This window comes from Pseudomonas imrae (assembly GCF_046352735.2).
Classification (GTDB): domain Bacteria; phylum Pseudomonadota; class Gammaproteobacteria; order Pseudomonadales; family Pseudomonadaceae; genus Aquipseudomonas; species Aquipseudomonas imrae.
In genome coordinates, this window is sequence record NZ_CP110853.2 from 4,297,000 (window position 1) to 4,322,138 (window position 25,139).

At 59.4% G+C, this 25,139-nt stretch carries 14 protein-coding genes; 5 read left to right on the forward strand and 9 right to left on the reverse strand.

From position 1 onward, the window contains the following. Nucleotides 1-55 precede the first annotated feature (55 nt). Complete coding sequence (locus OQ460_RS19520; protein ID WP_410019006.1) at nt 56-5,170, forward strand: NEL-type E3 ubiquitin ligase domain-containing protein; 5,115 nt, start codon at nt 56-58, stop codon at nt 5,168-5,170. 19 nt (nt 5,171-5,189) lie between these two features. Here the strand turns inward: OQ460_RS19520 and OQ460_RS19525 are convergent, their stop codons facing one another. The 7 genes from OQ460_RS19525 to OQ460_RS19555 form a co-directional block, all read right to left on the reverse strand. Next, nucleotides 5,190-6,443 carry a hypothetical protein gene (locus OQ460_RS19525; RefSeq protein WP_410019007.1) on the reverse strand — a complete coding sequence of 418 codons (1,254 nt, stop codon included), beginning with the start codon at nt 6,441-6,443 and terminating at the stop codon, nt 5,190-5,192. Between the two features lie 73 nt (nt 6,444-6,516). Beyond that, nucleotides 6,517-7,161, reverse strand: coding sequence for a hypothetical protein (locus tag OQ460_RS19530; RefSeq protein WP_410019008.1), 645 nt, complete (start codon nt 7,159-7,161; stop codon nt 6,517-6,519). Between the two features lie 638 nt (nt 7,162-7,799). Next, a complete protein-coding gene (locus OQ460_RS19535) occupies nt 7,800-8,282 on the reverse strand; it encodes a CS1 type fimbrial major subunit (RefSeq protein WP_410019009.1) in 483 nt (160 codons plus the stop codon). A gap of 5 nt (nt 8,283-8,287) precedes the next feature. Beyond that, on the reverse strand, nt 8,288-9,046 hold the full coding sequence (locus OQ460_RS19540) for a molecular chaperone (RefSeq protein ID WP_410019010.1): 759 nt from the start codon (nt 9,044-9,046) through the stop codon (nt 8,288-8,290). Nucleotides 9,047-9,127: 81 nt separating this feature from the next. Beyond that, nucleotides 9,128-10,375, reverse strand: coding sequence for a hypothetical protein (locus OQ460_RS19545; RefSeq protein ID WP_410019011.1), 1,248 nt, complete (start codon nt 10,373-10,375; stop codon nt 9,128-9,130). 31 nt (nt 10,376-10,406) lie between these two features. Beyond that, on the reverse strand, nt 10,407-12,926 hold the full coding sequence (locus OQ460_RS19550; RefSeq protein ID WP_410019012.1) for a CS1-pili formation C-terminal domain-containing protein: 2,520 nt from the start codon (nt 12,924-12,926) through the stop codon (nt 10,407-10,409). Nucleotides 12,927-13,043: 117 nt separating this feature from the next. Next, entirely contained in the window at nt 13,044-13,547 is a 504-nt protein-coding gene (locus OQ460_RS19555; RefSeq protein WP_410019013.1) for a CS1 type fimbrial major subunit, read from the reverse strand. A gap of 521 nt (nt 13,548-14,068) precedes the next feature. Here OQ460_RS19555 and OQ460_RS19560 point away from each other — a divergent pair. Next, a complete protein-coding gene (locus OQ460_RS19560; protein ID WP_410019014.1) occupies nt 14,069-14,641 on the forward strand; it encodes a PadR family transcriptional regulator in 573 nt (190 codons plus the stop codon). Then, nucleotides 14,638-15,405, forward strand: a complete 768-nt coding sequence (locus OQ460_RS19565; RefSeq protein WP_410019015.1) for a siderophore-interacting protein — start codon at nt 14,638-14,640, stop codon at nt 15,403-15,405. The genes OQ460_RS19560 and OQ460_RS19565 overlap by 4 nt, the downstream gene beginning before the upstream one ends. 31 nt (nt 15,406-15,436) lie before the next feature. On the opposite strand, the gene OQ460_RS19570 is transcribed toward OQ460_RS19565, so the two are convergent. Then, complete coding sequence (locus tag OQ460_RS19570; RefSeq protein ID WP_410019016.1) at nt 15,437-16,060, reverse strand: Pr6Pr family membrane protein; 624 nt, start codon at nt 16,058-16,060, stop codon at nt 15,437-15,439. Between the two features lie 4 nt (nt 16,061-16,064). After that, on the reverse strand, nt 16,065-16,310 hold the full coding sequence (locus OQ460_RS19575) for a VF530 family DNA-binding protein (RefSeq protein ID WP_410019017.1): 246 nt from the start codon (nt 16,308-16,310) through the stop codon (nt 16,065-16,067). A gap of 195 nt (nt 16,311-16,505) precedes the next feature. On the opposite strand from OQ460_RS19575, the gene OQ460_RS19580 reads away from it, so the two are divergent. Beyond that, a complete protein-coding gene (locus tag OQ460_RS19580; RefSeq protein WP_410019018.1) occupies nt 16,506-22,283 on the forward strand; it encodes a dermonecrotic toxin domain-containing protein in 5,778 nt (1,925 codons plus the stop codon). Nucleotides 22,284-22,673: 390 nt separating this feature from the next. Then, nucleotides 22,674-25,085: a glucose/quinate/shikimate family membrane-bound PQQ-dependent dehydrogenase gene (locus OQ460_RS19585; protein ID WP_410019019.1), complete on the forward strand. Its 2,412-nt coding sequence runs from the start codon at nt 22,674-22,676 to the stop codon at nt 25,083-25,085. Nucleotides 25,086-25,139: the final 54 nt, after the last annotated feature.

Here is a 25,139-nt window from a genome sequence, read left to right on the forward strand (position 1 = left end):
TTCCCCTCCTGCGGTATTAGGCTAATGGTTTAAGCCAACCATCAAGGCCCTACCCATGCCTGAACTACCCCCCGCCCCAACACCCACTATCGACAAAGGTCCCCACTACGCGTTGATCCAACAGATCGCGCCACAATGGCTGACCTCCGCCGCCGTACCGCGTATGCACGCGTTGTACGCCGCCGGCCTGAACAAAGCGCCCTGGTACGACAGCGCCGGCACCAGCGACCACTTGGCTCTCAAGGCCGCCAACGCCGAAGGCTGGCGTACCCAGAATACCGTGGACCAGCGGCTGCGCGATGTGAAAGACATCTATGCCTTTGCCAAACCGCTGCTTGAAGATGCCATTCGCGACCAGTACAAACTTGACCTGAATGTTCAGGAAACGTTTTTACAACTGTATATTTCCAAGAAACTGCCGTGGTACGCGTTTGATTTTTCCAACGGCGTCACCAGCCGTGTTGTTTCGTTACTCGACGCGGCCTTGCATAACTTCGCCCATAGCGAAACATTCGAAAAGGGCTCCAGCTATATCAGCAAACCCGATTATCTTGGGCAATATATTGTTTTGCATCACGACCACAAAATGCCCATCGAAGCCTTCAAAACACTGTGCCGTGAATTGGACCTGGGCAAACGTTACCAGCAACACCTCAATGATTATCTGCTGTCCGAAAACCCGGTTGCACGCAGCCTGCTGCAAGTTCAAGTCACCGCCAGCCAAAAGGCCGCCCTTAAAGCCGCGGCGCATATGGCACGGATAAGAACCGATGCGCAGGGCTACTACGACCTGAGTGAAAGCGGCCATCGTGCGCTGATGCGCATCCTGGACGGCGACCCCGGTGGCTTGCAGTACTACCAAATGAGCCTGCTGGAGGCGCCGCTCACCGGGGTTCTGTTGATTGCCGCCGATTTGGAGAAAGCTACCCGCGTGTCGAGGCTGATCGCCTATATCCCCCACGACCCCGAAAGCCCGGTCAAGGAGTACGCCTCGTCCCAGGACTTCATGCGCGACCTGATCCGCAAACTGCGGGCCAACGCCGTGCTGCCGTCCAGCCAGCCAGTGCCCAAACAAACCTACCGCCAGTTCTTCAGCCAATTTGTCGGTCACGACAAACGCGGTCACTTTTTCGCTGAGTTAGAGCAACGCCTGTGTACGGTGAAATGGCACAAGAAAGACCCTCTCGATGCAGGTCCGACCTGGCAAGAAGTCGCTGTAAACAACCCCAGGCTGCAAATCAGCGCGCAGAAAATCCACGGTAACCTGTGGGAGCAGCGCTACCAGGCGTACTTGAACAAAATACTCAATGATGCCCGCACCATTGCCGTGTCCACGGCCGATGCCGACAGTGATGCACGCTGGGCCTGGTGGGCCAACTTCACGAAAATACTTTCCGACATTCTGAATATTGCGCTGTTGGTCGCCGCGCCTTTCGTACCGGGACTGGGCGAATTGATGTTGGCCTATACCGCCTATCAGTTGGCCAGCGAGGTGATCGAAGGGGTTGTCGACCTGACACTGGGCCAATTCGAAGAGGCCACCCAGCACATTGTCGGCGTGGTCACCGACGTGGTGCAATTGTTGGCCATGGCCGGTGGCGGGGTCGTGACCAACCGGGTGTTATTCAAGCCCTCCCCCTTCGTCAACGACATGCTTGCAGTCAAGGTCAACGACAAGCCGCGCTTATGGAACCCGGACCTGAGCCCTTACGCCGACAAAAACCTGCGCTTGGCCAGTGACTCCACCCCCAATGAGCGGGGCCTGCATGATCACCAGCAAAAAAAGGTTCTGCCCCTGGACAACCAGCACTATATGGTAGACCACGACGTGCAAAGCGATACGTATCGGGTCAAGCATCCCTCCCGGCCCGGCGCCTATTCGCCGCTGCTGGAGCACAACGGTAAAGGAACCTGGGTACATGAAGGTGAAGTCCCGCGCAGTTGGGACGACGAGAAACTGCGCAACCGCTTGGGCTCGCCAACCCATGGGTTCACCGTTGATCAAGTGGAGCAGGCCTGCACACTCAGCGGCACGCGACCGAACGCCCTGCGCAAAATGTACCTGGACCTCACGCCACCGCCACCGCTGTTGGCCGACAGCCTCAAACGCATGAAGTTTTACGACAGGGCCGCGAGCCTGCCGGATAAAGTCCGTGCCGGCCAACCGATAGACGAGTCGTTCAACTGGTCGGCGCAAATCAGCAGCGAGCTGGAAAACTGGCCGTCGGACAAAGCCATCCAGGTTTTCGACAACCCTGACCTGACCGGCGAGCCCATGACTTACGGCGCTCGCAACGCCGATGCGGCCCACAGCCTGAAAATCAGCCTGCAGGACCTGAACGACGGCAAGCTACCCGAACAACTCAACCACTTTTTAACCGACGCCGAGTTGCGAGCCATGCTGCCCGCCCCTCTGCCGCCTACCGCGCAAGGCCGCACCGAGGCCTTGCGCAACCAACTGGCCGATCGTCTGGCTCAGGAGAAGGTGGCCATTTTCAACCACCTCTACAGCACCAGCGAAGTACTCGACACCGCGCCCGCCAAGCTGTTACGAGAACGCTTCCCGCAACTGCCGGCAGAGCTGGTGAATGAACTCATGCTGCGCGCCTCCTCCGACGAAGTCGCGATCATGACCAACGAACAGCATATCCCGCTGCGCCTGAAAAACCTGGCCACTGCGCTGGAAAACGAAACCATTGCCAGCCATGCGTTCGAGGGGTTCTACAACGATGACCTGATCACTCCGGACACCGAGCGCATGGCGCTGAACCTGCTGCGTCAGCAAACCAACACGTACAACGACCTGAGCATCAGCGTGCGTGATCACTCACCCAGCGGAAAATTGCGCTGCCAGGCCGGGCCCACCGACGCCGGCATGCAAAAGTTCCTGCTGCGCAAAGCCAACGGTCGTTATGAAATTTACGCCCCCAAAAGCACTTCGCCGGCGGTGCAATACGATTTTTTCGAAGCCTTGCTGCGTGTGATCCCGGACAACCGCGTGGACTACGTGCCCGGCCAGGGGCGCGTGTTCAAAATATGGCTCAGAGACCTGGCCGTCGAGCCGACCGTAAGGCGTGCCGCGCTTGAGGAGCCGACCCTGCGCCAAACCGATGAACGTATCACTCAAGCCCTGCTGCGAAAACCAATGTGGACGACGTTTCGCAGAGTGTTGCGCCTAGAGGCGCCAAGCGATCATGCACGCGTCAGCGCGGTGTTTCCGAGCATGACCACATCGCGCGTGGAAGATTTTGTGCAAACGCTCAAGACGCTGGAGAACGGGCCGGCCATTCTCACAGGCCTGGAAGCCGAAAGAAAAAACCTGCTGCAAGACCTCAGTGACTGGAAAAAAAAGCCCACGCTCAGCCAGCGCTACAGCATGCTTGCGGCGGACGAACAACTGATGCGCAAGCGCATCATCGACGAATTGAAACTGTGCTGGGAAAACCGTTCATGGGGCCAACTCACCACTGACGGCCTGGTACCGCAAGGCGCCGTGCTTGATTTGAGTGAAATGGTGCTGGGCCGCTACGTGCGCAGCCTGGGCCACTTGCGCAGCAACTTTGACCATGTCACGAACCTGATAGCCCGTGACACGCGCCTTTCTTACCGGGACTTGGACTTTCTGGAAAACTTTCCCAAAGTGCGCAAGCTGAACCTGAGCCATAACGAGATCGACAGATTACCCAAAGTGATGACGGCCCTGCCGGAGCTGACCAATCTGGACATCAGCGCCAACCCTATCAATTGGGATAGCGAAGACCTCAAGGTTCTGTACCAATACAAAGACCTGAGAAGCCTGAAACTGGGAGACAACCCACTCTTACGGGTAGCCCCCGATGTGCGACGGTTGCCCCATCTCAACCAAATGGTGCTGCGCAGAACCAGTCTCGACCAATGGCCGGCGGGGATCGAACTGCCACGTGAGCGCGACCTGGAACTGGACCTGCTCAACACCCAGATAAAAACCGTTCCCGAGTACCCGGAAGGCTCACCCGGCGCACGGGTGGTCGGCCGTAGCTGGCTGGACCGCACCCAACTCGATGCCACCGATGGGCTGCGCTTTGCCGACTACCGCCGCGCTTCGGGCATAGACCCTGATCGCATCATCCCACCAGGCAGCCCCGAGGAAATCGAGTTTTGGCTGGAGGGGTTCAAGCCCGAGCTCCAGGACGGACTGCAAGAATTATGGGATGACCTTAAGAAGGAACGGGGTTCCGCAGGTTTTTTCGACATGATCAGATTGCTCCGCCCGCCCGAAACGGTACAAACCGCGGCCGACATACGGCTCTATCACTTAGGTGCCAACGACCTGAGGGGCCGGGTATGGGAAATGCTCAAGGCGATAGACCTCGACTCGGACCTGCGCCAGGAAGTATTCATGAACTCCAGCGATCCCGCCAACTGCGTCGATGCCGGAGCGAATATTTTCAACTCGATGGGGGTGAAGATCATGTTGGCCGAAATTAACGCCGACAAGAGCGTCGCCGGGCTGGCGGAACGCCAAGGTAAACTGGCCAGGTTGGCCAAGCAAAAGTGGCGCCTTGACACGCTCAACGAACATATATCGAAGGAGGTCAAGCGTCGGCTCGACCTTGTCGCTGCAGGTGAAGGCGAGCAATTTGGCGAGGGCGGTGTGGATGAGACGGAGGTTTACCTTGCCTACCAGACCGCGCTCAAGCAACGCCTCGATCTGCCCTGGATGTCCGAGCACATGGCCTATCGCGACACGGCGCAGGTCACCCAGGCGCAACTGGACAGCGCCTTCCTTGCCGTGAACGAGGCCGAAGCGAACAACGGGCTGGTGGACGGCATGCTTAAAAATATCGACTTCTGGCGCGACTATTTGGAAAGCACCTACACCGAGCAGTTCGAGCGGGCACACAGCGCACGCGAAACTGCCGCCAGCGAACTCGAGGACGTGCTTGAAGCGCATGAGGAATGGGTCGCCAGCGACACCTCGCCTGAGCGCAAGACGCAACTGCGCGCACAAATGAGCGCACAGATCGAGCACCTGAACCACCTGGGCGCGGCGATCTCGGAGGACAGCGTGCTGGTTGACCAGCCCATGTCGGACGCAACACGCAACGCCTTGTATCACGCCGTTGAGCAGTCCTACCTGGAGATGGCACGTAACCTGACGAACCAGGCCCTCGCCACCCCCCAGCTGTAACCGGCAGGCCGATCCGGGACTAGACCTCCGAGTCCCAGATCACCGTCGCCGACCCCGAATAGGTGGTGCCGGGGTGTTCGAGCATGCCGTCGACGTCATTGCGCTCGATGCTGAAGTGCAAAGTGCCGGGCCGGTTATCCACGTACCGCGTCGGCTGGAACAGTTCGGTGCCCACCCCGTCCAGGCGCAACGGGCGTTTATTCACCGGCAGGTCGTTAGCATCAAACAACCCGTAGGGCAGCGTGACGGCGACTTGCACCGGTACCTCATCGCCGTCCTTGTTGCGCAGGCCGCAGGTATTACCGACCACCAGCCCGCATTCAAGCTGCATCTTGAAACGCGAGCTGGCGGCAATCCGAAAGGTCTGGTCACGGAACAAGCGCGCCGGTTTGCGGCCCTGGTTGAGCCAGGCCTGCCAGCCGCCCTGGGGCAACAACTCAACGCGGTCGCCGCCCGGTGGCAGCTCGACCTTGAGGATATGCTCTACATCCAGGCTGAAATTGAGGGTCAGCATCGAGTCGGTGGGCAGCATGATATCGCCCAGGTCGAAATCCTGATAAGGGCCGATGCCGTAGTTCAATACTCCGGAATAAACCCCCGTCGGCATGCCCAAGGGGTTGGGAGTGCGCAGTTCATAGGCCATGTCTATATATTCGTAAGACATGGAAGGAATTTCAAACTGGGCAACCTTGACACAGCTTTGCTCCACCGGTGTTCGCCATAAAAACTGGTAGTACGAGTTCCCATAATAACCCACCCCACTGTAACCACACGGTGCTGGCGCGTTCACCCAGCTTGACCGCCACAGAAGATTGTGGCCTGCAATAGGTGTTACCCCCCCGCCTACCAACTCGACAACCGAGCGATCCAACACATAGCGCGAACCGACACCGCTGATACGCACTTCCACGGTTTCCTGATCCCCCATGGCATTGGTCACGGTGACTTGGCGCCACTGCGCGGGAGCTTTCCACAGCGCACTCTGGCGCGGATCACTTGGTTGGGCCGGCAACGGCCCGCTGGAGTGCGCGCGAATCGGCAACCTGATACTGAAGGTATTATTGACAGCGCACTGGCCCGGGTAACTTGCACAGTAACCACTGACCGGCGTGGTATTGGTAAATCGGTTCTGATCCGGGCTGGAAGGGTTCGGCCGGAACGTCGCCGTGATGTCCTGGACCTGCGCCGCGGCCGGGCCCGCCCACAGCAGGCTGCTCAGTAGCAGGGAAGACAATGCCCATCGGCCGCTGCAAAGCTTGAATCCATGTTGCATATTGACTCCGTCGATCAGATACCCCCAGGGCAAAGGTGCCTGGGGGCGTTACGGCGAATACCCGCGAGTGGGCCTAGACCTCCGAGTCCCAGATCACCGTCGCCGCGCCTGAATAGGTGGTGCCCGGGTGCTTGAGCATTTCGCTCACGTCTTCCTTGCCGACTTCGAAATGCAAGGTGGCGGGCCGGTTATTCACGTACTGCGTGGCCTGGAACAGTTCGGTACCGCTGCCATCCAGGCGCAACGCACGCTTGTTCACCGCCTCGTCGGATGCGTCGGTCAGGCCGTGAGGCAGGGACACGGCAATCTGCACCGGCACTTCATCACCATTGCCGTTGCGCAGGCCGCAGGTGTTGCCGTTGACCCGGCCGCATTCAAGGGTCATTTTGAAACGCCCGCTGGCAGCAATGCGGAAGGTCTGGTCACGGTACAACCGCGTCGGCTGACGGCCCTGGTTGAGCCAGGCTTGCCAACCGCCGTGGGGCAGCAACTCGATGCGGTTGCCGCCGGGGGGCAGGTCGATCTTGAGGATGTGTTCGACATTGAGGGTGAAGTTGAAGGTGGCGACGTTGTCAGGAGGAATCATCGCATCGCCAAAATCGAAGTCACCGCCAGGCCCCACGGTGTAGCTGATGGTACCTTTATACTCACCGGCCTCCATGCCCAGGGGGTTGGGGGTTTTAAGTTCGTAGGCATATTCCAGCTGTCTGTAGCTCATTCGTGGGATGGGGACACTGGGCCTCGTAGAGCAAGCACCAGCCCCCTCCGGCACTATCCAGAAAAACATGGCCGAAATCTCCGACGCTGCAATATAGCCAACTCCCTGACAAGGCGGCGCACCGTTGTACCAGTAGTGCGACCAGTTCATCCCAGGCGCAGCCCACGCACTGACACCTGGAGGACGCGACACTATCCAAACCGTGCCGACCGCCGCAATTCGCATTTGCAAGGTTTCTGTAGCGCCAGTGCCCGCATGGGTCACTTGAACATCCCGCCATGCCGAAGGCACCTTGAAATACGCGGCTTTACGCGGATCATCGTGATTGGCGGGAATAATGTCAGTTGAGTCAGCAAAGAAATCGTTATAACGAAGTCCAAAAATCCCCAGCGCCTTACACCGCGCAATAGCCCCAGCGTGCCAGGCACACATGCCACTTTCCGGCGTGGTATTGGTGAACTTATTGCTCATCGGGTTCGAAGGATCAGGGCGAAACACCGCTGTGATCTCTTCGACCAAGGCCATCGCCGGCGCGCTGGCCACTCCTGCACCCAGTGCCAATACACACGGTAACGCGGCTTTTGACAGCGCAGACCAGCGCATGGAACCTCTCAATGCACGCTTCATCATTGACTCACTCATGGCGCCTGAAAATCGAACATCACATGCACCGTCCCGTAATACTCACCCGACGGGTAGCCGCCCTCGGGCTTGATCGCGGCAATTTCCAGCTCGGCACGCCGCCCGACTCGCGCCTGGTCGGCATTGACCACTTCAGTGCTGTCCAGCGTCAGGGGCACGCCATTGAACTGCACCTGCAAGTCGATGCGGTCGCGACCGCTGTACAGGTAAGGAACATCGCCCAGGCGGGCGGCAACACCACCGTTGAGGTTTTTTACATCGAAGTTCTTGCGCAGCCGTGAGAGCTGCTCGGTCACCAGGTTCCAGGCCAGTTGCTGGTCCTGGCCCATCCAGTCGGGTTCGGAGGGCAGCACGTACGCCTCATGAACCGGGATGGTCACCGAGATATCGAAGGTCTGGCGCTCTTGAAACGCCCAGGCCTGCGGCGAGCCCAGCAGCGAAACCGCCAGCGCGCCGATCAATGTCAGTTGCTTGAACATGCTTATCACCCGTTGCTGTCGAACGTCATCGGCTTTTTGTCGCGCCCTTCAATCATCTGGAAGCTGTACTGACGGTCGGCTTTTTTGTCGAAGGCCAACCCACGGCCCGGCAGAATGTGATGCTTGGTGGTGGGCTCGCACTTGGTTTTGTCCGCTTTTGAACAGTCCCTGAACTCGTCCAGCACCACTACGCTGTTGCCGGCATTGCGCAGTTGGTAGCGCTCGGCGGTTTCAGTGATTTGCGTGTCGAAGCGGGTGTTCTTGGGGCGCACGAAAAACACCGTGCCGTACCCGGCCAAGACGTTGACCCCGGCCGCCAGGCCGCTCTTGTAATCGGCGCGTTCCTCATCGGTGACGGCAAAGTCATCTTCTTTCTCCGGCACCACGGGAACGAAGCGCACGCGGAAATAACGCTCCTTGTCACGCGGGCCCATGTACAACAGCCGCGATCCCTGGCGCCCGCCAGCCGGTACGATCAGCCGCGCCGGGCTGGCCATCAGGCCGTCGCGGCTGGTGGTGGCGCCCTTGGCGTTGGTCAGCGAGGCCACCGGCACTTCCCGGGACGTGCCGTCGGCGTTGTAGAGGATTTCCAGCACATTGACTTTGACAAAAGCGGTGCTGGTACCGCCGTTGAAGACCCGCTTGAGGAAGGAACTGCGGTCTTCTTCCAGATAGTCATACACCACCCCGACATTGATCGCGGGCCCGGCCTGGGCCGCCATCGAACACAGGAACAACCCGACCGCCAACACTGCTTTTTTCATGGTTACTACGCCTCATTATTTGACCTCGACCGCGCGGGCAAAGGTGCCCGGGGTCGGTGTTTCGAATACCTGCAAGGGGGTTTAAATTTCCGAGTCCCACACCACCGTCGCCGCGCCTGAATAGGTGGTGCCCGGGTGCTTGAGCATTTCGCTCACGTCTTCCTTGCCGACTTCGAAATGCAAGGTGGCGGGCCGGTTATTCACGTACTGCGTGGCCTGGAACAGTTCAGTACCGCTGCCATCCAGGCGCAGCGCACGCTTGTTCACCGCCTGGCCGGATGCGTCGCTCAGGCCGTGAGGCAGGGACACGGCAATCTGCACCGACACTTCATCGCCATTGCCGTTGCGCAGGCCGCAGGTGTTACCGCTGACCAGCCCGCATTCGAGGGTCATCTTGAAACGTGTGCTGGCAGCGATGCTGAAGGTCTGGTCACGGTACAGCCGCGTCGGGTGACGGCCCTGGTTGAGCCAGGCTTGCCAGCCGCCCTGGGGCAGCAGCTCGATGCGATTGCCGCCGGGGGGCAGGTCAACCTTGAGGACGTGTTCCACGCTGAGGATGAAGTTGAACGTGGCGACGTTGTCGTTGGGGATCATGGTGTCGCCGAAATCGAAATCAGCGCCAGGGCCCATGCTGTAGGTCACGGCCCCCTCATACACACCCGCTTCCATCCCGAGAGGGTCGGGGGTCTTGAGTTCGTAACCGTACTCAAGGTGGTAATAGTTCAACCACGGAATGGCGTAACCGTTAGTCACGCTGCACGCCCCGGCGTTTTCAGGCACGATCCAGAAAAACAGCGCGAAGTTCGTTCCGGCGGAAATGTGATTGATCGGCATACACGGCGCCGGTGCTCCCCTCCAGTAGGTTCCCCAGTTTGGTGCCGTCGTCGTAGCCCATCCCGACACACCCGGGGGGTAGGACAAGCGCCAGGCGGCACCGATACCGGCTATGCGCATCTGCACCGTTTCGACGTTTCCTGTGCCCTGGTGGATCACCTGCACGTCGCGGAACGCCGAAGGCACCTTGAAATAGGCACTCTTGCGCGGATCGTCAGGATAGGCCGCTATTGGCCCGCTCGAACTGGCCCTGAACTGCTCATTGCGAATACTGAACGTGTTGACCGCTTCGCATTTTGCAGGCGCATGCCAAGGGCATAGCCCGCTTTGCGGCGTGGTATTGACGAACTTGTTGCTCATCGGGTTAGTAGGATCAGGGCGAAACACCGCCGTGATCGCCTCGACAAACGCCATCGCCGGCACACTGATGGACGCTGCACCAAGCGCCAACGCACAGGGCAGCAAGGTTTTTTTCAATGTTGCTACTACGTTCATGAGAACTCCGGGTCCATCATCCAGACCGCCGTCAGCCGGCAGTTGCGGCCTTGTAGGTGGCATCGGCCAGGGTGTCCGGCGTGCAGCGCAAGTCACCAATCATCAACACGTCGTTTTCGCTCGGTGCATTGGAAGGGTCCAGGCGGAACTGGCAGAGCAGGCGGTTCTGGTAACGCACTTCCAGGGTTGGCGCGCTGGCGCTCATTTCCATGGAGAAGAACCCGTCGACTTCGCTGACCCCACGGCTGGCGTGGTTGATCACGTGATGGCCCTTGAGCGGTGTGCCCTCGGCGTCGAGCAAGCGGCCCAGCACGGTGACGGTTTTCATTACAGTGATCTTGCGGTAGTCCACCCCGCCCTTGTTCAGGTGGTAGCTGGAACGCGCCGGCTGGATATTGGCCGCCGGTGGGTGGTTGCCGTCGAAGTCGAAACTGACGCTGCTGCTCTTGTAGGCGGACACCGGCACGTAGTTACGACCGGGGCGCAGCACCGCGCTGCCGCCGCTCAGGTCGTCGGCGCGCAGAGCAATTTCGTCCAGGTCGGTTTCCACATCGATGATCATGCCCGCGCCGTTGCCCTGGTACTGGCTGCTCAGCAACACCTTGCCGGCACCCACCACCAAGGTGCTGTTGAGGTTCAGGCCACCAGTGAGGTCTCCGTTGTAGGAACTGCGCTGCACAAACCCGTCACCGCTGACCGAGTCGGTGCTGAAGTTGGCCATGCCGGAGAGGCCGACGCCATAGGTGTCGGTGATGGCCGTGGCGGAGACGCTTTGCAGCAGGTGGTCAGTGAGGTCCTGGCGGTAGGTGACCGAGGCGTTGTTGTCGCGCCCGCCGTCCCGGGCGGTGCGGCTGCCAACGCTGCCGGAAATCTGCCGACCATCGCTGCCCAGGGCCAGGCTGAGGCTCACGTCGACACCGCGGCTGCGTTTGTCGTTGGTGCCGCTGGTGCCGGGGCGGTCGAACAACGAGAAACGCCAGTTGGCGTCACTGCCCAACAGTTTGTCGCGCCGGCTCCAGCCGAGGTCTACACCGGCGCCTTCAACATTGCCTTCACTGTGGGAAACCCGCATGTTCACGGAGTTTTCCGCATTGATGCGGTGGTTGACCGACAACGCGGTATTGCTGGTCTGGCCGATGAACGTGTTGCGCCGCAGGCGGGTGCCGTCCGGCAGGGTCTCGTAGGTGTCGCGGGTGTCGAGCCAACTGCGGTTGTGGCTGAACACCAGGTTGGTGGCGCCAAAGGTGAACAGCCCCTGCAGGTCCATGCCGGTGCCGTGTTCCTTGGTCTGGTACACGTTGGCGTAGACACTGGTGTTGTTGGCCACCGTCCAGTCCACCGAGCCGCCGTACTGCAGTTGCTCGCGCACTTCACGGGCCGATAGCCCGACGATCACACGCGGGTGCAGCAGATAGTTGAGCGAAGCACCGGCGGTGATCGCCCCCGAGGCTTGTTCGTCCCAGTTGCTGAACAACTTGGTCTCGCGCCCGGCAAATACGTTGTAGCGCCAGCGGTCATCGGCGTTGCGCCAGTTGGTCGGCTTGTAGACCAGCTCTTGCGTGGTGCTGACGCTCAGCCCGTCTTCGATCAGGCGCACTTCCACTTCATAGATACCGCCTGGCAATGACCGGGTATCCAGGGTTTGCAAACCGGCGGCGACAGCCTGGGTATTGATCAACAGGCCGTTGCGGTAGATCTCCACCGCGGCCTGGCGGTTGGCGGTGACGTAAATGGGATAGACGCTGGGCTTGGCACTGCTGATGGCCAGGCTGTCGGAACTGCCGTACATAGCTCCCAGCGCCGTATCGGGGCTGGCGCCAAAGCTGCGCAGCTGACGGGTCAAGCCATCGGAATTGGGAGTGAAATGGCCCAGGCGCAAGAATTTTCCTTCCAGTTCACGCTGGGTATACAGCTCGTGGATCGCGTGGCGCAGTTGCTCTTCATCACCGCTTTGGCGCGCCAGTTGCAGGTTGAATACCTGGCTCCAGTTACCGATGCTGGAGCTGGCCTGCAGGCCGTAACGCCCGCCCAGGTCCTCGTCCTGACCGCCGTTGAGGTTGAGCTGATTGTTGATGATCAGGCCCAGGCTGCCGCCTTCGGGTTGTTCGTAGAAACGCGGAGCTTCGTCGGTGTGTTCCACGTTCTGAGTGATGATCGAGAGCTGGGAGTTTTCCAGGTTGTAGAACGCCGACACCAGTTGTTGCGGGCACGACTGGGTACAGGCACCCAGGGCCACGCCGTTTTCCAGGATCGACTGCCAGGTGTCGCGGGTCGCGGCTGGCACTTTGCTGTCGTCGGTATCGGTAAATTCGAGCAGTGTTACGCGGTCGTCACGCGACAGGACGATCAAGGCTTCGCCCAACGATTGCTCATCGAGGTCCACACGTACCGCCAGCGGCACGTCGAAAAAGTGATCGGTAAACCCGGCCGGGAGGCCTTGGGCTTGAGCAATCAGGCTGCCCGGCGTCGGTGCACCGAATGCCGGTGTCGCCAAGGCACTTGCACCTAGTAAAAGGGCAAGCGTCGCCGCGATGGGAGTCATCGGGAACATGAGCGGATACTCTGACCAGGATACAGGGGATCAAAACCAGGTCGGCGGAGTGGGGAGGCCCAGCCGACCTGTAAATGAATGCCCGAAAGCGCGAGGCTCAGCGGGCATTCGTTGCCGTCACAGGTTCACGGCAGGCGGCAGTACCGCATCGAACATCAGCGGCATGACGGTGGTGTAGGCACCGCGCTGGGTGGCCGTAGGCTTGGCTGCAACGATGCGCAGTTCAGCGCCTACACCTGGGGTGGAGTCAGCTTCGTTGACCACTTCCAGCGGGGTACCGGTCAGGGTGACGCCGTTCAGGGTGGTGGTCAGCGGGATGTTCTGCGCGACGTCACCGTTGAACAACACAGCCGGGCCACCTTCGATGTAGGCGTTGATTGAGCCGTTGGTGTTGCGCAGGTCGTAGATCGCGCTCAACGGAGCCAACTCACCGCTCACCAGGTTGTAGGTCATGGTTTCGTCACGACCCCAGTTCGGATCACGTGGCTGGGCGTGGAATACCGTGGTTGGGATACTCGCCTTGATATTGACGGTATGGCTGGCTTCGCCGGCAGCAAATGCCATCGACGAACTCAGTGCCATAACAGCCAATGGAGCAGCAATCGCAAACTTCTTGAACATGGTCAATACCTATAGGTTTTTAACATTAAGTGGCTCGTCGGCAAGTTGAATTAAAAGCACCGGGCTTTAGCTGACTTCCAACGAATAACGTTGCCAGCTAGTTGAACTGCTGCAACGCCGGACAATGATCCACCAAATGAAAAAACAGGTATGCAGGCTTATTCCTCATAGCCGGAAGCCTAATGGAACAAGGGTCGAGAGAAAAAGATGGCATTTTGCCAAAACTAACAAAGTATCCGTAAGAACCGGACTACACGCATCTTTTTTTCTTTAGGCTGCAGAAATAACTGTAAGAATAGGACCACAAAAACACTAGCCCAGAACAATAACTACTCAACTGAAGTGGAGCTTTAACTCTAATTAGAGTTATAAGACTATTGTTGTTCGATCGTCCAGCTTTATTTGCCCAGCCATTATTGCCGCTTTGCCGCAAGCGCTGAGGCGACCGTTGGTCGTGCTGCTCTGGTTTACGATAAAGATATATCTTAAGTTATGTCTAAATCTTTCCCAGAGGAACAGCCATGCGTGATCATCCCCACCAACGCAGCCCAGGCAATGACCATGACGGTTTCGAGAAGCGTCCAGGCCGCGAACGCAGTGGGCGTGGTCCACGAGTGTTTGCCCCGGGCGATCTGAAATTGCTGTTGCCGGCACTGATCGCCGAACAACCGTGCCACGGCTACGACCTGATCCGCCGCATCGAAAGCCTGTTTGACGGCGCCTATGCCCCGAGCCCCGGCGTGATCTACCCGACACTGACATTCCTGGAAGAAAGCGAATTGATCAGTGGCGACGCCGAAAGCGGGAAAAAACGCTACATCATCACCGACGCCGGACGTCTGTTCTTAAGTGAGCAGGCGGTTGCCCTCGACGGCTTGCGCATGCGCATCGAGGTGAGCAAGCGCTCGCTACGCGGGCACGACCGCCCGCCGCAGATCCACGAGGCTGTGCATAACCTGCGCCATGCCATGCACATGCATCACGGGCGCTGGACACCGGAAGAAATCACCCGCGTGGCGAACCTGCTCAACGTCACCGCCAAAGCCATTGTCGACGGCTCGGCCGTCCCACCTGAACCGGAGAAAGCTCAATGAACACCCAAGGCATTCATCGCGTTACCCACGACATCAAGCGTCGGCGCCTGCAGGTGTTGCGCGTGGTCGATATCACCCCGCGCATGCGCCGCATCACCCTTGGCGGCCCTGAGTTGGCCGGGTTTGTCAGCCTGGGCAGCGACGACCATATCAAGCTGTTATTTGCACAGAACGCCGCCGAGCAAGCCGCGCTGGAAAGCCCGACCTTCACCATCAAGGGCGACGGCCCGCAGCCGGCCATGCGCGACTACACGCCACGCCGCTATGACCCGCAAATCGGTGAACTGGATATCGACTTCGTGCTGCACGGCGACGGCCCCGCCGCCACCTGGGCCGAACAGGCCAAGGTTGGCCAGCACCTGTATATCGGCGGGCCACGCGCTTCGATGATCGTGCCGGACATCTTCGACAGCTACCTGCTGATCGGTGATGAAACCGCCCTGCCCGCCATTGGCCGGCGCCTGGAAGAACTGCCAGCCGGGCGCAAGGTGCTGGCGGTGATTGAAATCGCCGACGCGGCGCAACGGCAGGTGCTGAGCAGTGCTGCCGACGTCGAATTGATCTGGGTACTGCGTGGCCAGGATGATCTGCTCGACACCGTACGCAACCTGACACTGCCCACCGGCACGCTGTACAGCTTTGTCGCCACCGAAACCAAGCTGTCGCGCCAACTGCGCCGGGTGCTGCTGGATACGCATCAGGTCAATGAGCAATACCTCAAGGCCGTGGGCTACTGGCGCGCCGACGGCAGCGAAGAAGAGTAAGCCCCATCCTGTGCGCTTGTGTGGAGTGGGCTTATGCCCGCTTCGACAACCTGTCCACTCCCACCACCACTAACGCAATCAGCACAAACCCGGCCAATATTCCCGAGGCATTGATGAACACCTGGGGATAACCCAAGGTGCCGACATCGATAAATGGGTACTGATACTGCCCCAGCGCATCCCCGCGCCATAGTGCATAGGCGAAGTACACCAGCGGGTAGATTACCCACAGGCCGATGTGCCTGATACGCAAAGCGCCCTTGGGCACGCAACACCACCAGTACACGACGAACAGCACCGGCATCACATCGTGCAGCAATTCGTCAGCGATGAATTGAAACCCTTCGGGTTGCCACAAATGCCGCAGCAGCAGGCTGTAGGCCAGCCCCACCACCATGATGCTCACGGCAATGGCACTGCTGACCACCGGCATCAGAAAGAACCGTTTGGCGGCGCTGTCGCGTTGCACCAGCGCATAGCTCAACACCACTACCGCCAGGGTGTTGGTCAACACCGTGAAAAAACTGAAAAAGCTGATCAGCCCGCCCAACAGGCTGGCGCCGGTGGCCCAGCGCGAATGGAGAATCAGGTACTGCTGGATCGCCAGCCCCACCCAACCGGCCAACGCAACCGCTGTGATACACCACCGTTTCATGCCATCAATCCAGCGGCCGTTTGGTGCGCATCAGCTTGACGTACAGCTTTTCGACCTTGTCTCGGGCCCACGGCGTCTTGCGCAAGAACGTCAGGCTCGACTTGATACTCGGGTCGCTCTTGAAGCAACGGATATCGATACGCGCTGCCAACCCTTCCCATTGGTAATGCGCCACCAGTGCGCTGAGCACCTGCTCCAGGGTGACGCCGTGCAGGGGGTCCTGCGATTGAGGGGGATGCTGTACGGTCATGCCAGGCCTTTTTTGCCGAGAGAGGAAAGAACACGCTGCACACCTTAGCCGAGGGGCCCGGCAGGTGGAAGCATCAGCTTACTTAACTGTACCCCCACAAATCCGGCAGAGGCTGCCCTCGGCATACACCTGTGTACCACCGGCCCCTGGGTCGGGGCCCCCACAATATTCCTTCTTCACAACAAGGAATGTGCCATGACCTCTTCAAACAACACGCCCCTCACTTTTGAGCAGCTCAAGAACAGCCTCAACCAGGTCGCCCAATCGACGGGGCTTCTGGAAAATAACGGGCACGTCCCGGAAAGCCTGCCGCCGGAATTTGGCCGATTGAAAAGGCTCAATGGGGAAATGATGCTGGATAACCACACGGTGTGCGGCGCGGCGAAATTGACCTACCAGCATTTGGCCGGCCTCAAGTTGACAGGGACTGTGGGGAAGTCACTCAGAGGTGTCGCGCACGACGCACTGCGAGCCAGGCTGACCTTCCTGGAGCAGCAGGTGGGCTCACACCGTAAATCTCGCAAAAACCACCTCATCGATCGAGCCGGCGAAGCGCTGCTGGACGAAGTGAAGCTGAAAGTCAAAAACCACCTGCTGGCCCCCAGCGACCAGGACCTCGTCGAACGCGCCTTGGGGTTTCTGCCTTCAACGTCACGACCGGGCACCTATGCCCTGTCGTTCGAATACCGTGAAGAGGAGATTGAGTTCGCCGGCGCCTTCGTGCTGACCACGCGCACCGATGCTGTCAGTTCGCTGGACACCGATATCGACGTCGGCCCGGTTTTGCTGTTCACGCCAACCCGTGGCCTGGAATCCTTCACCTCGCTCACGCAACTGGACGAGACGCTGTTCGAATGCATGCGATCCGGCTCCTCGCGCAATGAAGTGCTGGGCTGCCTGCCACGCGAGTATCAACATCTAGGCGCCAGCACCCTCTGGCCGATCGGGCTGTCAGCGATCACCCCGGGCCTGGTGATGGAACATACCTATAACGCCTTGCAGGCCAAGCGGACGCGGGACATCGAGCATATCCTGAACGCAGAGAAAAGCCCTGACCTGCGGCCCCCGCAGATCGTTCTCGAACTGGACCGGGCGGTAGCCTCCTCCCAACTGGACTTGGGTTTACGCCTGGACTTGTACACAAAAATGCTTCAGGACCGTACCCTGCTGCTCGCGGCACCGGACTGGTACCGCAGCGCCACCGCCGAACAGCGCCAACGGTTGGCCCACCACCTGGAGAAATACGACGCGAGTCACCGACAGACCCTGGCCCTGCTCGGCAAAGGCGCCTCCCCGCACGCCTGCGCCCACCTGCAATTGATCGAACGGCTGGAGCAGGATCATGACTATGACGACCTGCACCCCGATCAGTTGGTGATCAGCACTCGCCGCCAGGTGGCGGGGGTCGGTACCTACCAGGACTCACGCACTCTGGTGGAACTGCTGCTGCGAGGTGTGCATGTCGGGGACGACCAGCCAGGCTCGGATTTTCTCAACCACAGCGTGTTGACCTATCAGGGCCGGTCGTTGCCGCAAAAATATGAAGACCTGACCCTCAATTATCTGCTTGGCCTGACCCAATCGATGAGTCCCCGACTGGATTTCGCCGCAGAGCAACGCCAGGCGCACGCTCAACCGGGGTTGAAACAGGCCCTGCAAACGAAGCTTGAAGAGCGTACCGAGACACTCAATTACCTGGCGCTGCTACACGGGCACATCACCGCCGAGGAGCATCAATGGCTGTCCGGCCGCCAGCACGCAGGGCAAGACCTGAGCGCCAAACTGGTGGCGGTCCACGAGACGCAACTCAAGGACGTCATGGTGCTGTGCCGCACCGACCAGGATGGCGAAATCACTCGAGTGCTGCTTTACACACCTGGGGCACCTCGAAGCCAACAACTCAAAGGTTTCAACAGCGAACAGGCGTGCAAGGATCACATTTTCGGCTGGTATGCCAACCCGGGCGCGGATGAAACAGACACCATGAGCACCTACCTGCTCGATCAAGTGCTGTCCAGGCTCAGCCCACCGCTAAAAAAAGCCATGGCGTATTACAAGCAACGACGAGCACTGCCTGAAGACTTCATCAGCTTCAAAACGACGTCGAGTTATGCCGACTGCATGAAACAAATGGTCGATTTCATGCTGGCGACACAAGAGGAAGAACAAAGCCTGGCAACTCCGGCCTGGTTGCGCAGTTGTTCGAGCGCCGACCGGCAGTTGCGCTTGACCCTGGCGGACGACGCGCTCGGGGCCGAACGCACCTACCAGGACGAATTCAAGGAACACACGCAGTTCCCCAGCTTCGACAGTTTTTTGCTGACCAAGGCGAAGGCACACCTCAATACCCTGCTGGGCGACCCGGAAGGCGACGTGGATCCCCGCGATGTGTGGTTCTACCCTTCGCGAAGACCTACCGACCTGCTGAACCGCATCAAAAGCTTCTCGTACCTGCAACTGTTTCGAGACGGATACAACTCATTTGGCCTGAAGGATCTGATTCCGGCCTATCACCTGCTCAACCAAATCAACAAAACAACGGTCATCAAAGCCCCTCCGGGCGTTGACCTCAAGGGCCTGACCCTTGAAAGCGCCGTTGAGTCAGCCAAAAACATTTGGATCGGCGAACTCTATGCCGCCTCGATCAAGACCCTGTTGACCAGCCCCAGCGATCCTCGTTACAGCAAGCGACGCACTGCGGTGCTGACCATTCACCAATTGCAAATGAAAAGCGCCGCACTGGAAAGCCGCTTGCTCGGCCATATCTCCACGGCCGAACAGCAGTGGCTGGTGCAGAGCATTGAAAGTTTGGGGGACAACTCCCAGGCCACGCGCCAACGCTTCAAGGTGTATCCGCTGCAAATCGACGGCCATGTGATCGATGGCAACTACGTGTTCGTCTACCCGGATGAACAGTCACTGCTCTATACCCCCAACGCACCGGATGGCATTGCCTTCAGGCGAGCCAGGTTGTTCAACTATGTGCTGAAAAATGTCAGTGAAATCATCGACTACTACTGCACACGGTGCCTGCTGAACAACCAGCCGACACTACGCACGTTCCTGGAAACGTCCAAAGCCGCACTGCCCGCCCAGGACCGCACCACACCCGGTCGCCCCTTGTATGACGCGCCGGAACACACAGGCCCGGCGTTGTCAGTGCTGAACGACCCGACAGTTGCGTTCTACGACAACAAGCTCCAGTTCACTATCGACAACGTCAAAGCCACCACCACCAGCCGCCTCGAGGCGCTGATGAACGTGGTCTGGACGTGCGTCGACGCACTGGAAATCGTACTCGCGGTGGTGACCATGCCATTTCCGCCGCTGAGCCTGGCCGTTGGCGCAGCCTTCATGCTCAAAGACTCCATGCTGGCGCTGATGGCCTACGCCCAGGGCGATAAGGAAGCGGCGTTCGGCCATTACCTCGCCGCGCTGGCAAATGCCGGGGGCGGCTTGTTGACAGACCTCAAACCCACCCTGCGGGCATTGGGGAAATTCAGTAAGTTGCCGCTGCGGCCTACTTTCCGAACCCTGGAAAACCGCCAGCTCATCGACTCCGTCCGGCAGCTGCAACCGCTGGATTCCGCGCGCCAGATACCGGCCTTTGCCGCCGCCGACATGCAACTGGTGGTTCACAACGGTGAGACCTTCTGGGCAGCTCACACCGCCGATCCACTCGGTCGTTTCCTGTTGTATCGCTACGACGCCGCCACCCAGTCGCTACAGTCCACCGCACGGCTGGTGAACAAGAACGCGCAGGGCCAATGGGTGCGCACCGGCGTCAGTGGCGGGGCCCCGACACCGCAGGCCGCTGCCCCTCTGGGTAATTATGAGATGCCTGGGCACTACCGGAACCTGCTGATCTCTGCCCTGAATCCCGATGCCAAGGACGAGTTGATCGCACGTTTCAAAGACATTAGCTTTAAGCACAGCGTGCCGGGAGCTATCAGGGCGCAAATCGAGGAACTACGCCCGCTTCGTGAACATTACCTGCGGCAGGTACACCAGCTCACCCGCGATGGCAAACAGTTCTTTGACGACCTGCAGCCTATCGTCCCGCGGGCCGACGTGCTGACCTTCGAGCCCTCCGACACGCACACGCACATCATCGAGCAACTCTTTAAAGAGTCGAACGGCCTGGTGATCGGTGAAAACCACCGCTCGATCGCGAGCAAACAATTTTTGATCGACAACATGCCGACCTTCAGCAAGCAAGGGGTCAAGACGCTCTATCTGGAACATCTGCCCAGGGACGTGTTTCAAGGCAAGCTCGACCAATACGCTACCACCGGGTCTTCCCGTACGGTCACCCAGCGGTTAAAAGAGGTAGATAAGCATTGGGGGCTGGATAAGAACCCCCGATACAACTACGGCAAACTGGTAGCCGCCGCGCGCGCTCAGAATATCCGGGTCAAGGCGCTGGACGCCTCCACCAGTTATGACCTCGACGGCGCGCTGGAGCTGGCCGATAACCCATCGTTTGCTCATCGCGCCAACACCACCACCAATTTCTATTCACACAAGGTGATCGGCACCGACACCGCGCAAAAGCCCAGTGAAGGCTGGATAGCGTTGGTAGAGCAAAAACGCACCAACACGTATGACGGGGTTCCTGGGATCGCCGACCTGGCAAAAACCCCAAGCCTGCGCATCGTTGACGTCCCTGTGGGCAGCCCCTCCGACATCAGCGCAGACGTCGCCGGCGGTATTGCGGGAGACCCGCTGGCCAAGGCCGACTTTCGCTTAAAGCTTGGGACCGACTACAAAGCCCCCGAAGAACCCGGGCCCTCGACCGCAGGGGTACCGACCCCGGCTAAACGCTACAGCCAATTTGATGTGCCGGAAAAATACTTTGCCACTTACCGCAAAGAACTTAGCGCGCCAAGCGCCCAAAAAAGCTTTTTCGATACGAATTATGTCTCAAGCGATAAGACCAGAACCGATGCGCAGAACGCGTTCAACGCAACCCAAGTCAGACTGAAGACAGAGGCCCAAGCGTTCTTCACAACCTACACCCCCACACCCCGTACCGCGTTTACAGCACTGAAGGACAACATCCCCCAGACCGAATTCATCGACACTGTCTTCAGCCAAAGGAACGGCCTCATCATCGGCGAAACCCATGCCGCAACATCCAGCAAACGCTTCCTGATCGAGAACATGAAACACTTGGCCAAGAAGGCTGAAGTCAAGACCCTGTACCTGGAGCAGCTGACCACCGATCTTCATCAAGCCCTCCTGGATTCGTTTCACGCCGGGATGAAAATGCCTGAACTCTTGAGAGCCCGGTTGAACGATCTGGACGTGGGTCATCGCGTGCCGAGCGACAGCAAATACTCCTTCACAACGCTGGTGGAGTACGCCCATAAATACAACATCCGCGTCAGAGCCATTGATTGTGTGGCGAGCCTACGGCTGGACAAGGGCGGATACTCGCGCACCGAAATGATGAATTATTTCGCGATGCGCACCATAGAGGCCGATCAGGCGGCGCAAGGTGCCCATCGATGGATTTCCCTGGTGGGAGAATCCCATACCAATTGGTTCCAGAACGTGCCCGGCATGGTTGACCTGCTGGACGCTGCCAGCCTGCATGTTCGCGATGTCGCGCCCGAGCAGGCCAAAGCCATTGCAAAAGCCAGCCGCGAACTGCATCCCATGGGGCTTACACTCGACGCCGACTTCCGCCTGGACGTAGCCACAAAAGGACGTCCCCCCCTGCCAGCGTTCGTAGCATTTGACAGAACACGCCTGCGTAACCCCGGCGACTACACCGTGGAGCACGTTTCGCCGAGAACCGTGCGTATCGTGCATCACTCAAAATCGGGGGAAATTCTGGAAACCCCTGTTCAGTTCGATGACAGGGGTTATTTATTCATCGAGCGCTGGAGCCTCAACGCGAAACGTTACGCCAACCTGTATCATCTGCAGTCTGCTCTTACTTCTGTAGGGCTGAAGTACTACGGCTGATCCTTTCCCACCAAAAAGCCTCGCTCTACCATTGGGCGAGGCTTTGGCAGCGCCGCAAAAAACGCCGCCAGGTTCGGCCTGCGCCCACTGTTACCAAATCCGAAACGCTCCATATTGCGAAACGCCCTTTCTCTCGCAGAGAACTCGCTTTATCCTTGGCAGCAATAACCTGAAACGTTTCACCTCCCGGTCAACCCAATTGCGTTGAGTTACTTCCTTTTGCTCGGACAGCGCTGTCTCACACCTTCATGCGCCTGAAGATAAAGTGCCCGTCCAGTCTGCTCCATTTAAAAACCCAAAGAACGCTGAACCAAGCCCGAGCCGAATCGTCATCTACAGTGAAGAAGCACGGGGTTACATAATTATTCCAACGTCACGGAGAAACACACTATGAGCACTGATGGTGCCTCAAGCCCAAGCCGCCTGTTGCCCAGGCTGCTAGGCGTCTTGCTGCTGATCATGGGCCTGGCCTTGCTGGCCGGGGGTATCAAGCTGACGATGCTTGGCGGGTCGCTGTATTACCTGCTGGCCGGTATCGGCATCACCTTGACCGGCGTCCTGCTGCTGGCCACCCGCCGCCACGCGCTGGGCCTGTATGCGCTGGTGCTGTTCGCCAGTACCGTGTGGGCCCTGTGGGAAGTCGGCCTGGACTGGTGGCAGTTGGTGCCGCGCCTGGCATTGCTGTTCGCCCTGGGCATCGTCATGTTGTTGCCGTGGTTTCGCCGTCCGTTGCTGCGTGGCCAACCTGCGCCGCTGGGCACCGGCGCACTGAGCGTGGCCGTAGTGCTGGCCGGCGCCACCGCCATCGCCAGCCAATTTACCAACCCGGGTGAGCTCAAGGGCCAACTGGACCGTGACGCAGTACCGGGCATGACCAATGCTGCGCCAGCCCAGGACGATGGCGACTGGAACTCCTACGGTCGTTCGGCGTTTGGTGATCGCTACTCGCCACTGACGCAGATCACCCCGCAAAACGCCCACAAACTGGTGCCGGCGTGGACCTACCGTACCGGTGACATCCCTGGCCCGAACGATCCAGGCGAAACCACCGCGGAAAACACCCCGCTGAAAGTCAATGGCATGCTTTATGTGTGTACGCCACACAGCCAGGTGATTGCGCTGGACCCGGATACCGGCAAGGAAATCTGGCGTTTCGATCCGAAGATCTCGACGCAAAAAGCCGAGAACTTCAAGGGCTGGGCGCACATGACTTGCCGTGGTGTGTCATATCACGATGACGCCGCCTACGCCGCTACCGAGCAAAGCCCGGCGACTGACGCCGCAGCACCTGTAGCCAACGTCTGCCCGCGCCGGATCTTCCTGCCGACTGCCGACACCCGCCTGATCGCCTTGAACGCCGACACCGGCAAGATGTGCGAAGACTTCGGTGACAAAGGCCAGGTCGACCTGGGCGCCAACATCGGCACCTTCGCCCCGGGTGGTTACTACTCCACCTCGCCGCCAGCCGTCACCAAAAACCTGGTGGTCATCGGCGGTCACGTGACCGATAACGTCTCCATCGACGAACCAAGCGGTGTGATCCGTGCGTTCGACGTGCACACTGGCAAGCTGGTGTGGAACTGGGACAGCGGCAACCCGGATGACACCACGCCGATTGCCGAAGGCAAGACCTACACCCGCAACTCGCCCAACATGTGGTCGATGTTCGCGGTAGATGAAAAGCTCGGCATGCTGTACCTGCCGATGGGCAACCAGACCCCGGATCAGTTCGGTGGCTACCGCACCCCTGAGTCGGAACTGCACGCCGCAGGCCTGACCGCCCTGGACATCGACACCGGCAAAGTGCGCTGGCACTACCAGTTCACTCACCATGACCTGTGGGACATGGACGTGGGCGGCCAGCCAAGCCTGATCGACATCAAGACCGCCGACGGTGTGAAACAAGCGGTGATGACATCGACCAAGCAAGGCAGCATCTACGTGCTGGACCGCGCTACCGGCGAACCTGTGGTGCCGATCAACGAAATTCCGGTACCCCAAGGCGCAGTGGCAGGCGATCACACTTCGCCAACCCAGCCAAAATCCGACCTGAACTTCATGCCACCGCCCCTCAAGGAACGTGACATGTGGGGCGTAACGCCGTTCGACCAACTGCTGTGCCGGATCGACTTCAAGTCCCTGCGCTACGACGGCCCGTTCACCCCGCCGTCGCTGCAAGGCTCGATTGTTTACCCAGGTAACTTCGGCGTGTTCGACTGGGGCGGTATTTCAGTGGACCCAGTGCGCCAGATCGCCTTCGTCAACCCAAGCTACATGGCGTTCAAGTCGACTATGATCCCGGCGGAAAAAATCGCCGAGCAAGGTCCGCGTGTCAGCGAAACCGAAGGTGTGCAGCCAAACAAAGGCACTCCGTACGGTGTTGTCCTGGAAGCGATGCTCTCGCCAATGGGCCTGCCCTGCCAGGCGCCGGCCTGGGGTTACGTGGCCGCGGTCGACCTGACCAACCACAAGACCATCTGGATGCACAAAAACGGTACCGTGCGCGACAGCTCGCCGGTTCCAATCCCGCTGTCCATGGGCGTGCCAAGCCTGGGTGGTCCCTTCACCACCGCCGGTGGCGTAGCGTTCCTCAGCGGCACCCTCGACCAGTACCTGCGTGCCTACGACGTGAAAAACGGCAAGCAGCTGTGGGAAGGCCGCCTGCCAGCAGGCGCGCAAACCACACCGATGACCTACACCGGCAAGGACGGCAAGCAATACGTGCTGGTCATGGCCGGCGGTCATGGTTCACTGGGTACCAAGCAGGGTGACTATGTGATGGCGTTCAAACTGCCGGATTAAGCAAGTCGGCAGGAAAGACAAAGGCGGCTACCTTGATCGGTAGCCGCCTTTTTT